This is a genomic window from Streptomyces sp. SAT1 (genome assembly GCF_001654495.1).
GTDB classification, from domain to species: domain Bacteria; phylum Actinomycetota; class Actinomycetes; order Streptomycetales; family Streptomycetaceae; genus Streptomyces; species Streptomyces andamanensis.
Genome location: NZ_CP015849.1, coordinates 6894942 through 6908974, shown reverse-complemented (window position 1 = coordinate 6908974; position 14033 = coordinate 6894942). Strand labels below are relative to the sequence as shown.

At 75.3% G+C, this 14033-nt stretch carries 13 protein-coding genes; 9 read left to right on the top strand and 4 right to left on the bottom strand.

Annotated elements, in window-relative coordinates; translation table 11 throughout:
- The first annotated feature begins 485 nt into the window (after window positions 1-485).
- From A8713_RS29465 to A8713_RS29435, 7 genes are all read left to right on the top strand, one after another.
- Window positions 486-2642, top strand: coding sequence for a SpoIIE family protein phosphatase (locus A8713_RS29465; RefSeq protein ID WP_064536777.1), 2157 nt, complete (start codon window positions 486-488; stop codon window positions 2640-2642).
- 244 nt (window positions 2643-2886) lie between these two features.
- Complete coding sequence (locus A8713_RS29460; RefSeq protein WP_064536776.1) at window positions 2887-4389, top strand: MFS transporter; 1503 nt, start codon at window positions 2887-2889, stop codon at window positions 4387-4389.
- A 176-nt stretch (window positions 4390-4565) separates the two neighbouring features.
- On the top strand, window positions 4566-5612 hold the full coding sequence (locus A8713_RS29455; RefSeq protein WP_064536775.1) for a Ppx/GppA phosphatase family protein: 1047 nt from the start codon (window positions 4566-4568) through the stop codon (window positions 5610-5612).
- A 148-nt stretch (window positions 5613-5760) separates the two neighbouring features.
- Window positions 5761-5964, top strand: a complete 204-nt coding sequence (locus tag A8713_RS29450; protein WP_064536774.1) for a hypothetical protein — start codon at window positions 5761-5763, stop codon at window positions 5962-5964.
- Between the two features lie 65 nt (window positions 5965-6029).
- Window positions 6030-7055: an iron-containing redox enzyme family protein gene (locus A8713_RS29445; protein WP_064536773.1), complete on the top strand. Its 1026-nt coding sequence runs from the start codon at window positions 6030-6032 to the stop codon at window positions 7053-7055.
- Window positions 7056-7106: 51 nt separating this feature from the next.
- Window positions 7107-7736, top strand: a complete 630-nt coding sequence (locus A8713_RS29440) for a HemK2/MTQ2 family protein methyltransferase (protein WP_064537791.1) — start codon at window positions 7107-7109, stop codon at window positions 7734-7736.
- Complete coding sequence (locus A8713_RS29435) at window positions 7717-8004, top strand: CDGSH iron-sulfur domain-containing protein (RefSeq protein ID WP_064536772.1); 288 nt, start codon at window positions 7717-7719, stop codon at window positions 8002-8004. Before A8713_RS29440 ends, A8713_RS29435 begins: the two co-directional genes overlap by 20 nt.
- A 144-nt stretch (window positions 8005-8148) precedes the next feature.
- Here the strand turns inward: A8713_RS29435 and A8713_RS29430 are convergent, their stop codons facing one another.
- Complete coding sequence (locus A8713_RS29430; RefSeq protein WP_064536771.1) at window positions 8149-8589, bottom strand: subtilase-type protease inhibitor; 441 nt, start codon at window positions 8587-8589, stop codon at window positions 8149-8151.
- Window positions 8590-9025: 436 nt separating this feature from the next.
- On the opposite strand from A8713_RS29430, the gene A8713_RS29425 reads away from it, so the two are divergent.
- The gene (locus tag A8713_RS29425; RefSeq protein WP_064536770.1) at window positions 9026-10195 is read left to right on the top strand and encodes a lactate 2-monooxygenase; all 1170 of its coding nucleotides are present in this window, start codon (window positions 9026-9028) and stop codon (window positions 10193-10195) included.
- Between the two features lie 28 nt (window positions 10196-10223).
- On the opposite strand, the gene A8713_RS29420 is transcribed toward A8713_RS29425, so the two are convergent.
- Both A8713_RS29420 and A8713_RS29415 read right to left on the bottom strand, forming a co-directional pair.
- The gene (locus tag A8713_RS29420; protein ID WP_018570001.1) at window positions 10224-10601 is read right to left on the bottom strand and encodes a hypothetical protein; all 378 of its coding nucleotides are present in this window, start codon (window positions 10599-10601) and stop codon (window positions 10224-10226) included.
- A gap of 3 nt (window positions 10602-10604) precedes the next feature.
- The gene (locus A8713_RS29415) at window positions 10605-10850 is read right to left on the bottom strand and encodes a hypothetical protein (RefSeq protein WP_064536769.1); all 246 of its coding nucleotides are present in this window, start codon (window positions 10848-10850) and stop codon (window positions 10605-10607) included.
- Between the two features lie 220 nt (window positions 10851-11070).
- Between A8713_RS29415 and A8713_RS29410 the strand changes: the two genes are divergently transcribed.
- Window positions 11071-13455, top strand: coding sequence for a SpoIIE family protein phosphatase (locus A8713_RS29410; RefSeq protein ID WP_064536768.1), 2385 nt, complete (start codon window positions 11071-11073; stop codon window positions 13453-13455).
- A 20-nt stretch (window positions 13456-13475) separates the two neighbouring features.
- Here A8713_RS29410 and A8713_RS29405 read toward each other — a convergent pair whose 3' ends face one another.
- Window positions 13476-14027 carry an RNA polymerase sigma factor gene (locus tag A8713_RS29405; RefSeq protein ID WP_064536767.1) on the bottom strand — a complete coding sequence of 184 codons (552 nt, stop codon included), beginning with the start codon at window positions 14025-14027 and terminating at the stop codon, window positions 13476-13478.
- Window positions 14028-14033: the final 6 nt, after the last annotated feature.

Sequence of the window (14033 nt, the reverse complement as noted above, 5' to 3'; positions counted from 1 at the left end):
CCCCTCGGTTCGCTTTGCGCGGGTTCTGTGATGGTGGTGTGCGCGTGCCCAATTGTTGGGCGGACGGACAGGGCGGAGGTACGGAGAATCGGCCAACGGGAGGCGCGGGGGCGCACGCACGGCGGTCGTCCGCCGCCACGCGCCCGAGCGGGGGTGCATGGACAGCTCCCCATTGGGTACGCACGCCCGGCCCATCGCCCGGCCGGGGCCCGCGACGGGGCCCCGCCGACAGCCGCCCGCCCGCCCTCCCCGTACGGCGGCGCCCCCCCGTCCCGCGCCCTGCCGACGGGGCCGCCCGCTCCCACCCGTCCGCGCCCCGCGCCGTGCCGCGCTGACGGCGCCGCCCCGTCCCCCGGCGACGAGCCCCGCCGGGTCCGCGGCCGTCCCGGTGCCGGCCCGGCCGGCCGTTCCGTTCCGCTCGCCGTGCGGGCCGGGCCGTCAGGAGAGAGTCTGGGGGCCGGGGCCATGGCGCGGCCCGCGAGGAGGTGGTCGCCGTGTCGGACGGGTGGACGTCCGGACAGCGCCCGGCCGCCACCGGGCCGCTCGGCCGTCCGCTGCTGTCCCTCGCGCTCGCCGCCCTGCTGGACGAGGTGCACGCGCACTCGGGTGCCGTGTATCTGCTGGCGCCCGACCAGCCGGTGCTGGAGATGGCCGTCATGGCGGGCATGCCCCGGGCCTTCGCCGCGCCCTGGGAGCGGGTCGGGCTGAGCGCGCCGATCCCGGTGGCCCAGGCGGTGCGTGAGCGGCGGCTGATCTGGGTGGGCGGCGAGGAGGAGATGGCCCGCCGCTATCCGCGGATCGCCGTGGTCCTGCCCTACCCCTTCGCGCTGGCCGCGATGCCGCTGGCCGCGGGCGCCACCGCGTACGGGGCCGTCTTCGTGACCTGGCCGGACGCGCATCCGCCGGTGCTGTCCGACTGGGAGCGCGACCATCTGACGGCGGCCTGCGACCGACTGGCGCTGCGGCTGCAACGGGCGGCGGCGGAACACCGGCCGGTCCTGCCGGAACCCGATCTGCTGGCCGCGCCGCCGACCGGGGGCGTGGCCGGCACGATCGGTTCGGCGGAGGCGGTCCGCATGGCGGCCCGGCTGCCGTACGGGCTGGTCTCGCTCGATCTGCACGGCCGGCTCTCCTTCGCCAACACGGCCGCCGCCGACCTGCTCGGCCTGCCCGCGGGCGAACTGCTGGGCACCCGGCTGTGGGCGTCGGTGCCGTGGCTGAACGACCCCATGTACGAGGACCGCTACCGGGCCGCCCTGCTCAGTCAGCATGTGACGTCGTTCGTGGCGCTGCGCCCGCCGGGCGACTGGCTGTCGTTCCGGATGTATCCGAGCACCACCGGGCTGACCGTGCGGATCAGCCGGGCCCGGCCGGTCGCGGAACCGGGGCGCGGCACGCCCCGGCCCGGCGCGGACGTGCCCGCGGCCGGTCTGGTGACCATCTCGCGGGTGCTGGGCCTGGCCGGGGCGCTGACCGAGGCGGTCGGCGTGGCGGACGTGGTCCGGCTGGTCGCGGACGAGGTCGTGCCGGCCGTGGGCAGCCGGGCGCTGATGATCCTCGGCTCCCAGGCGGGGCGGCTGCATGTGCTCGGGCACCGCGGCTACGACAACCTCCGCGCCGTCGAGGACTTCCACGGCACCCCGCTCACCGCGCCGACCCCGAGCGCCCGGGTGCTGTCCACCGGCGCTCCGGCCTTCTTCGAGTCCCGGCAGCAGCTCGAACGGCTGTACCCGGTACGCCAGGCGGTCCGCGACGGCTTCGCCGCCTGGGCGTACCTGCCGCTGATCGCGTCCGGCCGCCCGGTGGGCACCTGTGTGCTCGCCTACGCCGAACCGCACCCCTTCCCCGCGGACGAGCGGGCCGTCCTGACGAGCCTGGGCAGCCTGATCGCGCAGGCGCTGGAACGGGCCCGGCTGTACGACGCCAAGCACCGGCTGGCGCACGGACTCCAGCAGGCGCTGCTGCCCCACACGCTGCCGCGCCTGCCCGGCTTCGACGCCGCCGCCCGCTATCTGCCGGCCACCCAGGGGATGGAGATCGGCGGCGACTTCTACGACCTGGTGCCCACCCGGCCGGGGGCCGCGGCCGTGATCGGGGACGTGCAGGGGCACAACGTGACCGCCGCCGGGCTGATGGGCCAGTTGCGCACGGCGGTGCGGGCGTACACGACGGTCGGCCAGGACCCGCGGGACGTCATGGCGAGCACCAACCGGCTGCTGATCGACCTCGGCGTCGAACTGTTCGCCAGCTGCCTGTATCTGCGGCTCGACCCGGAGGAAGGCTGTGCCGTGATGTCCCGGGCCGGGCATCCGCCGCCGCTGCTGCGCAGGCCGGACGGGCGGGTGCGGGTGCTGGACCTGGCCGGGGGGCCGCTGCTGGGGATCGACCCGGCGGCGGCGTATCCGGCGACGCGGGTGGAGCTTCCGCCCGGTTCGGTGCTCGTCCTCTACACCGACGGCCTGGTCGAATCGCCCGGCACCGACATCGAGGACGCGCTCGCCGAGCTGGGCCGGCGGCTCGGCGAGGCGGGTGACGCGCCGCTGGGCGACCTGGCCGATCTGCTGCTGCGGCACAGCGCGGCGGCGCGGGAGCGGGTCGACGACGTGGCGGTGCTCCTGCTGCGCGCCCGCCCGCACGGCTGAGCCGGTCCGGTCCCCCGCGCCCGGCGCCCACACTCCTCCGGCCTCCTCCGGCTCCTCCGGCCTGCTCCCCTGCTCCCCTGCTCCCCTGCTCCCCTGCTCCCCTGCTCCCCTGCTCCAGCGAAACGTTGCCGTTTCGCTCGCACTCGTCTAGGCTCGATGTGTACGAAACAGTTTCGTTTGCGTTTCCTTTGTCCGGTCGGCGCTGCGACGCCCCGCCCGACCTCACCGGAAATGGGTTCCCGACATGCCCGACAAGACCCTGACCGACGGCGCCCCGACGACCGCCGCCGACACCGCGCCCGGCGCCTCGCCCCGGCGGTGGTGGATCCTCGCGGTCGTCGCCGTCGCCCAGCTGATGGTGGTGCTGGACGCCACCGTCGTGAACATCGCCCTGCCCTCCGCCCAGCGTGACCTCGGCTTCTCCGACGGGAACCGGCAGTGGATCGTGACGGCGTACGCGCTCGCCTTCGCCTCGCTGCTGCTGCTCGGCGGGCGCACAGCCGACCTGTTCGGCCGCAGGACCGCCTTCCTCGTGGGCGTCGTCGGCTTCGCCGCGGCCTCCGCGCTGGGCGGCGCCGCGAGCGGCTTCGGCATGCTGGTCACCGCGCGCGCCCTCCAGGGCGCCTTCGGCGCGCTGCTCGCCCCCGCCGCCCTCTCCCTGCTCAACACCACCTTCACCGACCTGCGTGAACGCGCCCGCGCCTTCAGCGTCTACGGCGCCATCGCCGGGGCCGGCGGCGCGGTCGGCCTGCTCCTGGGCGGTCTGCTCACCGACGCCCTGGACTGGCGCTGGACGCTGTACGTCAACGTGGTGATCGCGGTCGTGGCCTTCGCGGGCGGCTGGATCCTGCTCGGCCACCACCGCGACGCCGCCGGCTCCAGGCTCGACGTACCGGGCACCGTCCTGGTCGCCTCCGGTCTGTTCAGCCTCGTCTACGGCTTCTCCAACGCCGAGACCCACGCCTGGGGGTCCCCGCTGACCTGGGGTTTCCTGCTGGCGGGCGGGGTGCTGCTGGCGGCGTTCGCCTGGTGGCAGACCCGGGCGGCGCATCCGCTGATGCCGCTGCGCATCCTGCTCGACCGCGACCGCGCCGCCTCGTTCCTCACCGTGCTGATCACCGGCGCCGGCATGTTCGGCGTGTTCCTCTTCCTCACCTACTACCTCCAGCTGAACCTGGGCTTCAGCCCCACCAGGACCGGTGCGGCGTTCCTGCCGATGGTCGGCGCGCTGATGGTGACCGCGCAGCTCGGCACCACCGTGCTGGTGCCCCGCCTCGGCCCGAAGACGGTGCTGCCGCTCGGCTTCGCCGTCGCCACCGCGGGCATGGCCTGGCTGACCGGCATCGGCACCGGTTCGCACTACGTGAGCGCGGTGCTGCCGCAGCTCGTGGTGATCGGTGTCGGCCTCGGCCTGGTCATGCCGCCCGCCATGCAGCTCGCCACCGGCAACGTGGCCGCCGAGGACGCCGGTGTCGCCTCGGCGACGGTCAACGCCATGCAGCAGGTGGGCGGTTCGATCGGTACGGCGCTGCTGAACACGCTGGCCGCGAGCGCCGCCACCGACTATCTCTCCGGCCGCGACGCGACCAGCCCGGCCGTCCGGGCCCAGGCCACGATCGAGAGCTACACCACCGCCTTCTGGTGGTCGGCCGGCCTCTTCGCCGCCGGCGCGGTGATCGCTTTCCTGCTCTTCCGCCCCGGCGTGCCGCGCCGGGACACGCACGCGGAACCGGTCGTGCACATGTGATCCGCCGCGGTCGCACCCGTACGCGACCGCGAACCGGGGCCGCCGTCCACGAGACGGCGGCCCTTGCGCTCCACCGGGAGGCAACCCGGACGAAACCGGCCGTTCTCCCTGTGTTCGTCCGCCGTTCACGCCGATGACAGGCGTAGCCGATCAGCGCGCTGGGTAGCCACGGGCCCATGCGAATCAGCGTGATGGACGTGGGGTCGAACACCGTCCGGCTGGTGGTCGCGGACGCCGTGGGCGGAGCACCGTTGCCGGTGCACACCGCCAAGTGGCGGCTGCGGCTCTCCGAGCAGGTGCGGCCCGGGGAGGACATCCCGCAGGAGGCGGTGGAACGCCTGGTGAGGGCGGTCGCGGAGGCAGGGCGCACGGCGGCCCGGTGGGGCGCACCCGGCCCGCCCGCCTTCGCGACCGCCGTGGTGCGCGCCGCGCCCAACCGGCTCCAGGTGCTGCGCGCCGTCCGGTCCCGCACCGGCGTCGCGCTGTGCACCCTGCCCGGGGAGGTCGAGGCCGAGCTGACGTTTCTCGGCGCCCGGCGCTGGATGGGCTGGCGGTGCGGGCCGCTGGCCCTGCTCGACATCGGCGGGGGCGGCTTCGAGGTGGCCTTCGGACGCGGCCGGCTGCCCGACTTCGCGTCCTCGCTGCCGCTGGGCGCGGGGCGGCTGACCCATGAGTTCCTGGCGGACGCGGACCCGCCGTCGCCGGAGCGGCTCAAGGAGCTGCGGCGCCATGTGCGGCACCAGCTGAGGGACGTGGCCGCCCGGATCCGCTGGGAGGGGCCGCGCACCGCCGTGGGGACCTCGCGCACCTTCCAGCAGCTGGGCCGGCTGTGCGGGGCCGCGCCCGGACGGCACGGTCCGTTCGTGGAACGGCGGCTGGAGCGGGCGGCGCTGAGCCGCGCGGTCGGCCGGCTGGCCGCCCTGCCCGCCGCCGAACGCTCCGCGCTGCCCGGCATCTCGGCGCCGCGCGCCGCGCAGAGCCTGGCCGGCGCCGTGGTGGGGCACACGGCGATGAAGCTGATGGGCCTGAAGTCGCTCACCCTCTGCCCCTGGGCCATCCGGGAGGGGGTGCTGCTGCGCCAGATCGAGGAGGGCGCGGCCGGGGCGTCCTGGTGGGAGCGGGTGTCCCGGCTCGGCGAGGAGCCCGCCGCGCCCCTGGACCCCGTACCGCTGCGGCTGACCGCGGCGGCCGTCTCCCGGACACCGGCGACCACCAGGGGCTGACGTCACCGGACGGCCCGTGGAGGGGCGCGAAGCCGAGGAGGACGAGGGGACGTGCCGGAAAGAGACGAGGGAGAGGCGGGAAGTCCGGGGAAGACGGAGCGGGACGGAAGAGTGATGGAAGAGAGCGAGAGCGGAAGGAGCGGCGGTCATGCCGGACAAGGACGGCGGACAGCGGCCGGAGACGGCGCTCGGCGAGGTGCTGCGCGAGTTCGAGAAGGCCGAGACGGATGTGGGCGAGCGCCGCGACCGGCGCCACCGGGGCGAGGCCGGGGAGGCGGTCACCCCCAGCACCCGGGCGCAGGAGGAGGCCGCGGACGACGACGGCGCCGGGGACGGCGCCGGGACGGACTGAGCCGCGGCGGCCCGGGGACCGGCCGGGCCGGGGGTGGCGGGGCGGTTGCCGGGTACCCGTGCGCCATGGACGACGATCACCGAGGACCCGAGCTGCCGCCCGCCCGCGGACCGCTGAGCGCGGGCGTGCGGGAGTACCTGCGCGGCACCGGCCCGCTCCCCCGCGCCGAGGACGCCGCCACCACGGCGCCGTACGGCGACGATCTGCACCTGGCCCTCTACCTCTGCTACGAGCTGCACTACCGCTCGTTCGCCGGTGTCGCCGCCGAGCGTGAGTGGGACCCGGCCCTCCTCACCGTGCGGGCCGCGCTGGAACGGCGCTTCCTCACCGCGCTGCGCACCGACGCGACCTGCCACGCCGGTGTCGACGACGCGCTCGACGACCTCCTGGTCGAGCCGGTGCACGGCACCGGCGTCTCCCACTATCTGCGGGACGAGGGCGAGCTGTGGCAGTTGCGCGAGTACGCCGCCCTGCGCTCCCTGTACCACCTGAAGGAGGCCGACCCGCACGCCTGGGTGCTGCCCCGGCTGTGGGGCCGGGCCAAGGCGGCGATGGCGGCGGTGGAGTTCGACGAGTACGGGGGCGGCCGGGCCGAACGCGTGCACGCCCGGCTCTTCGCCGACCTGATGCGGGACCTGGACCTCGACACGTCGTACGGCCGCTATCTGGACGCGGGCACGGCGGAGGTGCTGGCCACCGTGAACCTGATGTCGCTGTTCGGGCTGCACCGCGCGCTGCGCGGTGCGCTGGTGGGGCATTTCGCCGCGGTCGAGATCACCTCCTCGCCCGGCTCCCGGCGGCTCGCCGAGGCGCTGCGGCGCACCGGCGCCGGACCCGCCGCCGTCTTCTTCTACGACGAGCACGTCGAGGCGGACGCGGTGCACGAGCAGGTGGTGCGCCACGAGGTGATCGCCGGGCTGCTGGCGGAGGAACCGCACCTGGCGGCCGATGTCGCCTTCGGCATCGACGCCACCGGCCATCTGGAGGACCGGCTCGGCGACCGGCTCCTCACCGACTGGCGCGCGGGCCGCTCGGCGCTGCGCGTCCCGATCGAGGCGGCCGCACCGGTCCTCGCGGGCGGACGGCACTGAACGCGGGAGACGGGGTACTCGCGGGGCGTGAACAGATTCGTGTTTCCGGGCGTGTACGCCCCGCAGGAGGACACCGCGCTGCTGGCCGAGGCCCTGTCCGACGAGGTACTCGAGCCGGGGGCGCGGGTCCTGGACGTGGGCACGGGCAGCGGTGAGCTGGCGCTGGCGGCCGCCCGGCGCGGCGCACGGGTGAGCGCGGTCGACGTGTCGCGCCGGGCGGTGTGGACCACCCGGCTCAACGCCCGGCTGAACGGGCTGCCGGTGCGCGCCCACCGCGGCAACCTGTTCGGGCCGGTGCGCGGGCGGTCCTTCGACCTCGTCCTCGCCAATCCGCCCTACGTCCCCGCTCCTCCAGCGCGGCACGCCCCGCGCGGCAGGTCACGCGCCTGGGACGGCGGGCACGACGGGCGGCTCGTCCTGGACCGGATCTGCCGGGACGGCCCCGGGCTGCTGCGCCCCGCGGGCGTGCTGCTGCTGGTCCACTCGGCGCTGAGCGATCCGGACCGCACCCTGGACCTGCTGCGGGCGAGCGGCTGCAAGGCGGCCGTGGTGCGCAGGCGCTGGATCGGTTTCGGTCCGGTGCTGCGGACGCGGCAGGAGTGGCTGCGGGCCAGCGGGCTGCTGGACGCGGCCGAGGAACGGGAAGAGCTGGTGGTCATCCGTGCCGAACGACCCCTGTGACAGCGCCGGGCCCGCGCCGCGGCCCGAGGCTCCGCCGTGCCGGGTGACCGTGCGGCGGCAGGGCCCGGTCCTGCTGGACGGCCCCGTGGAGGTGGAACTGGAGGACGGGACCACGGTCTCCTCCGACCGGTTCCGGGTGGCGCTGTGCACCTGTCGGCGCAGCCGCCGCTATCCGTGGTGCGACACGAGTCACCGCAGGCGCGCCCCGGGCCCGTCCGGCGGGCCGGTCGGAGGCCGTGACCGTACCGTGCCGGACGTGCCCGGGTGACACGCCGCGATGCCAGGAGCCGGCGGGAGGCCCCACTCCGCCCGCCGGCCCCTGGGGCGGGATCGCCGCCGGTCCCCGCGCCAGGGCCCGCACTCCCCAGTCACGGGACCCTCACTGCTGCGCGGGGACCGCGCGATCCCGGTCTCAGAAGGCGAAGACGCTCGTCAGGGCGGCGTTCTTCGCGCACGCGTTGGCATAGGTGTGCCGGAAGGAGACCCGCAGGCCCTGCCAGACGCCGTCGGCGGTGACCGTCACGGGGGCGTACTCCCGGGTGCACAGCACATCGGCGTCCGCGCGGGCGGCCAGCGCCGCCAGGTCGCCGCCGGTGGCGCGCAGTTCGGCGCACGCCTCGGCCGGTGCCGGGTGTGTGCCGGAGGCGGTGGGGGCGCAGCTGAGGGTGACGGCGCGTTCCGGGGCCGCGGTGGCGGCGCTGTCGCCGTGGCCCACGGTGAGCACCAGGGCCGAGGGGGCGTAGAGCGAGGCGGGGGCGCCGGACGGAGCGGCCAGGGCGGCTCCGCCGAGAGGTCCGCAGACGGCGGTGGCCGTCAGAGCGAGGGTGGCTGCCCAGCGCGCGGTGTTCCGCATTGTGTGCTTCCTTCCGCAAGGTGTCGTCGGGTGGCGGGTCCGGCACGGTCGGCACCGGCCCGGCGAGCGGGAGTCTGCCGAGTCCGCGGCGGAAACTCACATCGGACCCACTGCTTTCGGTAACCTTGCGTGTTGAATCAGTGGCGTGAAGTCACGGAATCTTCACGTGCCGGGCCCTCATCCATGGGCCCGACGATCACGGAATCCGGCCGGATGGCCTGAACTGCGCGCTCGGCAATCGGCCTGAAACATTCCGGTTGGTCCGGACCGGTTCCGCCTCCGGTTCACCTCCCGGCCATCCGCGCGCCCCGCCTCCGTACCCCGCCGTCCGGCGCGTGCGCCTTGGTGTGCGGCACCGGACCATGGACGCCCCCGCCCCTGCCCGCCAGTATGGGCGGCGGCCGGCAGGCGGCGGACGACGAGAGGCGGCGTACGGATGGCGGGGCACCGGGCGGACTTCCAGTACGAGATCTATCTGCGCGGCATGACGGGCGAGGTGCCCCGGCTGCCCACCGACATGAGCCGCCTGGAGGAACTGACCGAGCGGCGGCTCGGCCCGGGTCCGGTCGGTTATGTGGCGGGCAGCGCGGGCAACGGCAGTACCGCGCGGGCCAACCGGGCGGCCCTGGACCGGCGGCGGATCGTACCGCGCATGCTGCGCGACGTGCACGAGCGTGACCTGTCGGCCGAGGTGCTGGGGCGCACCCTGTCCGCGCCGCTGGCCCTGGCACCGGTCGGGGTGCTGTCGATCATGCATCCGGAGGCGGAGACGGCGGCGGCGCTGGCCGCCGCCGCGCAGGGCGTGCCGTTCGTGCTGTCGTCGGCCTCCAGTACCCCCATGGAGCAGGTGGCGGAGGCGATGGGGGACGCCGAGCGCTGGTTCCAGCTGTACTGGGCCAAGGACCGCGAGGTGACCCGGAGCTTCCTGGAGCGGGCCCGCGCGTGCGGCTTCGGCGTCCTCGTCGTCACCCTGGACACCCCGCTGCTGGCCTGGCGCCCCCGCGACCTCGACCAGGCGTATCTGCCGTTCCTGCGCGGGGTGGGCACCGCGAACTACTTCACCGACCCGGCCTTCCTGTCCGGCCTCGCCAAGCCGGTGCACGAGGACCTGGACGCGGCGGTGCTGCGCTTCGTCGACCTGTTCGCGGACCCCGGAAAGACCTGGCCGGACCTGGCGTTCCTGCGGGAGCACTGGGACGGTCCGATCGTCCTGAAGGGCGTCCTGCACCCGGACGACGCCCGAGCGGCCGCCGACGCCGGGATGGACGGGGTGGTGGTGTCCAACCACGGCGGACGCCAGGTGGCCGGTGCGATCGCCGCCGCCGACGCGCTGCCCGGGGTGGCGGCGGCGGTCGGCGACCGGCTCTCCGTGCTGTTCGACAGCGGCGTACGCACCGGCGACGACGTCTTCAAGGCGCTCGCGCTCGGCGCGCGGGCGGTGCTGCTGGGCAGGCCCTACGTCTACGGGCTCGGTCTGGACGGCCGGGCGGGCGTGGAGCATGTGATCCGCTGCGTGCTGGCGGAGTTCGACCTCACCCTCGCCCTGTCGGGCCACGCCGCACCGGCCACCGTGAGCGCCGCCGACCTGGTGGAGGACGCCCGGTGAGCGGCGGGCGGGCGCGGGGCGCCGCCGCTCAGATCTCCCAGGAGCGCAGCCGGTCGGCGGCGCCGTAGACGTCGGTCTTGCCGGACATCAGGTCGCGGGCGAGGTCGACGAGGGCGCCGTAGGGCGGGTCGATGCCGACGCCGCTGACGTACATGTAGGCGACGGCGGTGGCGCAGGCGAAGCGGGCGTTGGCCGAGGGCAGGGGCTTGAGCAGGGCGAGGGTGTGCAGCAGGGCCGCGGCCCGCCAGGCCGGGTCGGAGTCGACACCCAGGCGGGGCGGATCCACGCGGTGCCGGGCGACGGCGGCCACCAGGGCGGAGAAGTCGTTGACCGTGGGCTGGTCCGGGAGTACTTCCTCGTGGCGCTGGAGCAGCCAGGGCACGTCGATGTGCAGGACGGGGGTCATCGCTCAGGCGGCCCGTCCCTCGTCCCTGCCGGTCGGCTCGTCCTCGGGGAAGGCGGCGGCGAACTCGTCGGCGTGCCCCGCGAAGAACCGGCGGAACGCCTCGGCGCCCTCCTGGAGGGCGCGGTGCCGGGCTATGTCCGCCGCCGCCGCCTCGCGCACGAGCGCCTTCATCGACGTACCGCGTTCCTTGGCGATCTGCCGCAGGTCCTCTAGCTCGCGGTCGCTGAACTCCACATTGAGCGCTGGCATGGGCCATACGGTACCGCTCGGGTACTGACGCGTAAATAGCCCCTGGTCAGAGAGGTCTGCGGCGGTACCGCGGGCCGGGCGGCGGCGGCCGGCGCCGGACCTGTGCGCCGCCCACGCCGCTCCGGCGGGGGGCGGCCGACCGCGCCGGGCCGGTACGCACTACGCTGGAACGCGAGTGACACACCTGATGACTGTGAGTGTGCGCGATGGAGTGGCGAGGATGAGTCCGGTCTATCCGTTCGACGATGCCGCCACGGCGCGGGCCGTCGTCGACGAGCGCGGCATCCTCGTCGAATGGAACGAGGGCGCGCGCCGCCTGCTGGGCTGGGCGCCCGACGACGTACTGGCCGCGCCCGCCGCGGACCTGCTGGCCGGCGGCGCTCCGGCCGCCCCGCCGGACGGCGGCCGCTGGTCGGGCGTACTCACTCTGCGTCACCGCGACGGGCACACCGTCTCCGTCTGGGTGCTGGCGCACCGGCGGCGCCCCCAGGAGGGCGGCGGCTGGCTCGCCGTCACCCCGCTGGAGGACGCGGCGCCCGGGGACCCGGACGACGATCCGCTGTCGGCGGCCGGGCTCGTCCAGTCGCCGTGCGCCGTCGCGCTCTACGACGACCGGCTGCGGCTGCGGGCCGTCAACGACGCCATGGCGGCGGTGCTCGGCGTCTCCGGGGACCGGCTGCGGGGCCTGCGCCACTCCGAGATCGGTGCCGGACCGCAGAGCGCCGACATCGAGCGGCGCATGCTCCAGGTGCTGGACACCGGCCGCCCCCACGACGTGCGCGCCTACGTGCCGGTCGGCGGCGACGGGCGGACGAGCGCGTGGATGGCCCGGCTGTCCCCGATCACCGACGCCACGGGCCGGGTGCGCGGGGTGTGCGTCGCCGCCCACGACTTCACCGAGCAGTACCGTGCCCGCGAACGGCTGCAACTGGTCAACGAGGCCAGCGTGCGCATCGGCACCACCCTCGACGTCACCCGCACCGCGCAGGAGCTGGCCGACGTCTGTGTGCCCGCCCTCGCCGACTTCGTCAGCGTCGACCTGGTGGATCCGCCCCAGCACGGCGGCGAGCTGCCCATCGGCACCCTGAGCGTGCCCGCCGAGCTGCGGCGCGTCGCCCACCGGTCGGTGACGCCCGGCGACCCCGAGGCGGTGACGCCGCCCGGCGGGACCGAGGTGTACCCGGCGGCGTCGCCGCAGGGCGCCTCCCTGCTGTCGGGCCACGCCATCGTGGTCTCCGAGAACTCGGGCGACCTGGCGAAGTGGCTGGCCTGGAACCCGGCGCGCAGCCTGCGGGTGGGGCGGCTCGGCGTCCACTCCACGATGTCGGTGCCGATCAAGGCGCGCGGGATGACGCTCGGGGTCGCCGTCTTCACCCGGTTCGCGCAGCCCGCCCGCTTCCTGCCCGACGACGTGCTGCTGGCCGAGGAGGTCACGGCCCGCGCCGCCGTCTGCATCGACAACGCCCGCCGCTACTCGCGCGAGCGCGAGACCGCCCTCGCGCTCCAGCGCAGCCTGCTGCCGCGCACCCTGGCGCGCACCGCCGCCGTCACGGCGGCCTCCCGCTACCTCCCGGCCGCCCGCGCGGGCGTGGGCGGCGACTGGTTCGACGTGATCCCGCTGTCCGGGATGCGGGTCGCCCTGGTCGTCGGGGACGTCATCGGGCACGGGGTGGGCGCCTCGGCCACCATGGGCCGGCTGCGCACGGCGGTGCGCACCCTCGCGGACATCGACCTCGCGCCCGACGAACTGCTCACCCACCTCGACGACGTGGTGGCACGGATGTCCGCCGAGGCCGGCGACGAGGCGGACGGCCGCCCCGGCGAGGTCGGCGCGACCTGCCTGTACGCGGTGTACGACCCGGTGTCGCGGCGCTGCACGCTGGCCCGTGCGGGACATCCCGCGCCGGTGCTGGTCCCGCCGGACGGCCCGCCCCGCAGGATCGACCTGCCGCCCGGCCCGCCGCTCGGCCTGGGCGGACTGCCGTTCGAGTCGGCCGAGCTGGACCTCGACGAGGGCAGTGTGCTGGCGTTCTACACCGACGGGCTGGTCGACAGCCGCGAGCGGAACGTGGAGGCGGGCCAGCTGTTGCTGCGCGAGACGCTGGCCGAAGGGGGCGAGTCCCTGGAGGAGTCCTGCGACCGCGTCCTGCACGCGCTGCTCCCTGCGGGCAGCCCGGCCGACGACGTGGCGCTGCTGCTGGCCCGCACCCGCGGCCTGCCGCCCTCCCAGGTGGCCACCTGGGACATCCCGGCGGACCCGTCGCTGGTCGCGCCGGTCCGCAAGCAGGTCGTCGACCAGCTCGGCACCTGGGGCCTCGACCTGGTGGCGTTCACCGCCGAACTGGTGGTGAGCGAGCTGGTCACCAACGCCATCCGGTACGGCACCCCGCCGATCAGGCTGCGTCTGATCCACGACGACACCCATCTGATCTGCGAGGTCTCCGACACCAGCAACACCGCCCCGCATCTGCGCCGGGCCAAGACCTGGGACGAGGGCGGCCGCGGGCTGCTGCTGGTCGCCCAGCTCACCCAGCGCTGGGGCAGCCGCCACACCACCGAGGGCAAGACCATCTGGGCGGAGCTGAGCCTGCTCGGCGAGGAGTGACGCCCCGGGCCCGCCCGGTGTCAGGACGCGTCGGTCAGCCAGGGTCTGACCTGGCGGCGTGCCTCGTGCAGCCGCGACTTCAGGGTGCCCAGCGGGATCCCCGCCCGCTCGGCGGCCTCCGCGTACTCCAGCTGGCAGATGTCCCGGTAGACCAGCGGCGCCACCAGGTGCGGATGCTCCCGCTCCAGCCGCTCCAGCGCCTCCAGGAGGTCCACCCGGGAGCCCGCGATGACGCTGGTGGTGCGCGGGTCGACGTGCTGGGCCGGTTCCAGGGCGGCGGGCTGCTCGGCGGCGCGCCGCTTGAGTTCGCGGTACTTCTGCCGGCAGCAGTTGGCGACCACCGTGTACAGCCAGGTGCCGAAGCGGCTGCGGCCCTCGAACGTGGTGATACGCCGGGCGACCTGGAGCAGGACGTCCTGCGCCGCCTCCTCCGCGTCCTCGCGGCAGGGCAGGAAGCGCGCGCAGCGCCGCAGCACCTCGGGGCGGATCTCCTGGAGCAGCTCCTCCAGAGCGGCCGGGTCGCCCGCGGCGGCGCGCCGGGCGTGTTCTTCGGTCGGCGCCGCATCCGGCACGACGGG

Bases quoted from the DNA above. Each gene is read 5' to 3' on its own strand.
- A8713_RS29430 (WP_064536771.1), bottom strand. From the start codon at position 8,589: ATGCGGAACACCGCGCGCTGGGCAGCCACCCTCGCTCTGACGGCCACC.
- A8713_RS29460 (WP_064536776.1), top strand. From the start codon at position 2,887: ATGCCCGACAAGACCCTGACCGACGGCGCCCCGACGACCGCCGCCGAC.
- A8713_RS29410 (WP_064536768.1), top strand. From the start codon at position 11,071: ATGAGTCCGGTCTATCCGTTCGACGATGCCGCCACGGCGCGGGCCGTC.
- A8713_RS29415 (WP_064536769.1), bottom strand. From the start codon at position 10,850: ATGCCAGCGCTCAATGTGGAGTTCAGCGACCGCGAGCTAGAGGACCTG.
- A8713_RS29450 (WP_064536774.1), top strand. From the start codon at position 5,761: ATGCCGGACAAGGACGGCGGACAGCGGCCGGAGACGGCGCTCGGCGAG.
- A8713_RS29420 (WP_018570001.1), bottom strand. From the start codon at position 10,601: ATGACCCCCGTCCTGCACATCGACGTGCCCTGGCTGCTCCAGCGCCAC.
- A8713_RS29455 (WP_064536775.1), top strand. From the start codon at position 4,566: ATGCGAATCAGCGTGATGGACGTGGGGTCGAACACCGTCCGGCTGGTG.
- A8713_RS29425 (WP_064536770.1), top strand. From the start codon at position 9,026: ATGGCGGGGCACCGGGCGGACTTCCAGTACGAGATCTATCTGCGCGGC.
- A8713_RS29445 (WP_064536773.1), top strand. From the start codon at position 6,030: ATGGACGACGATCACCGAGGACCCGAGCTGCCGCCCGCCCGCGGACCG.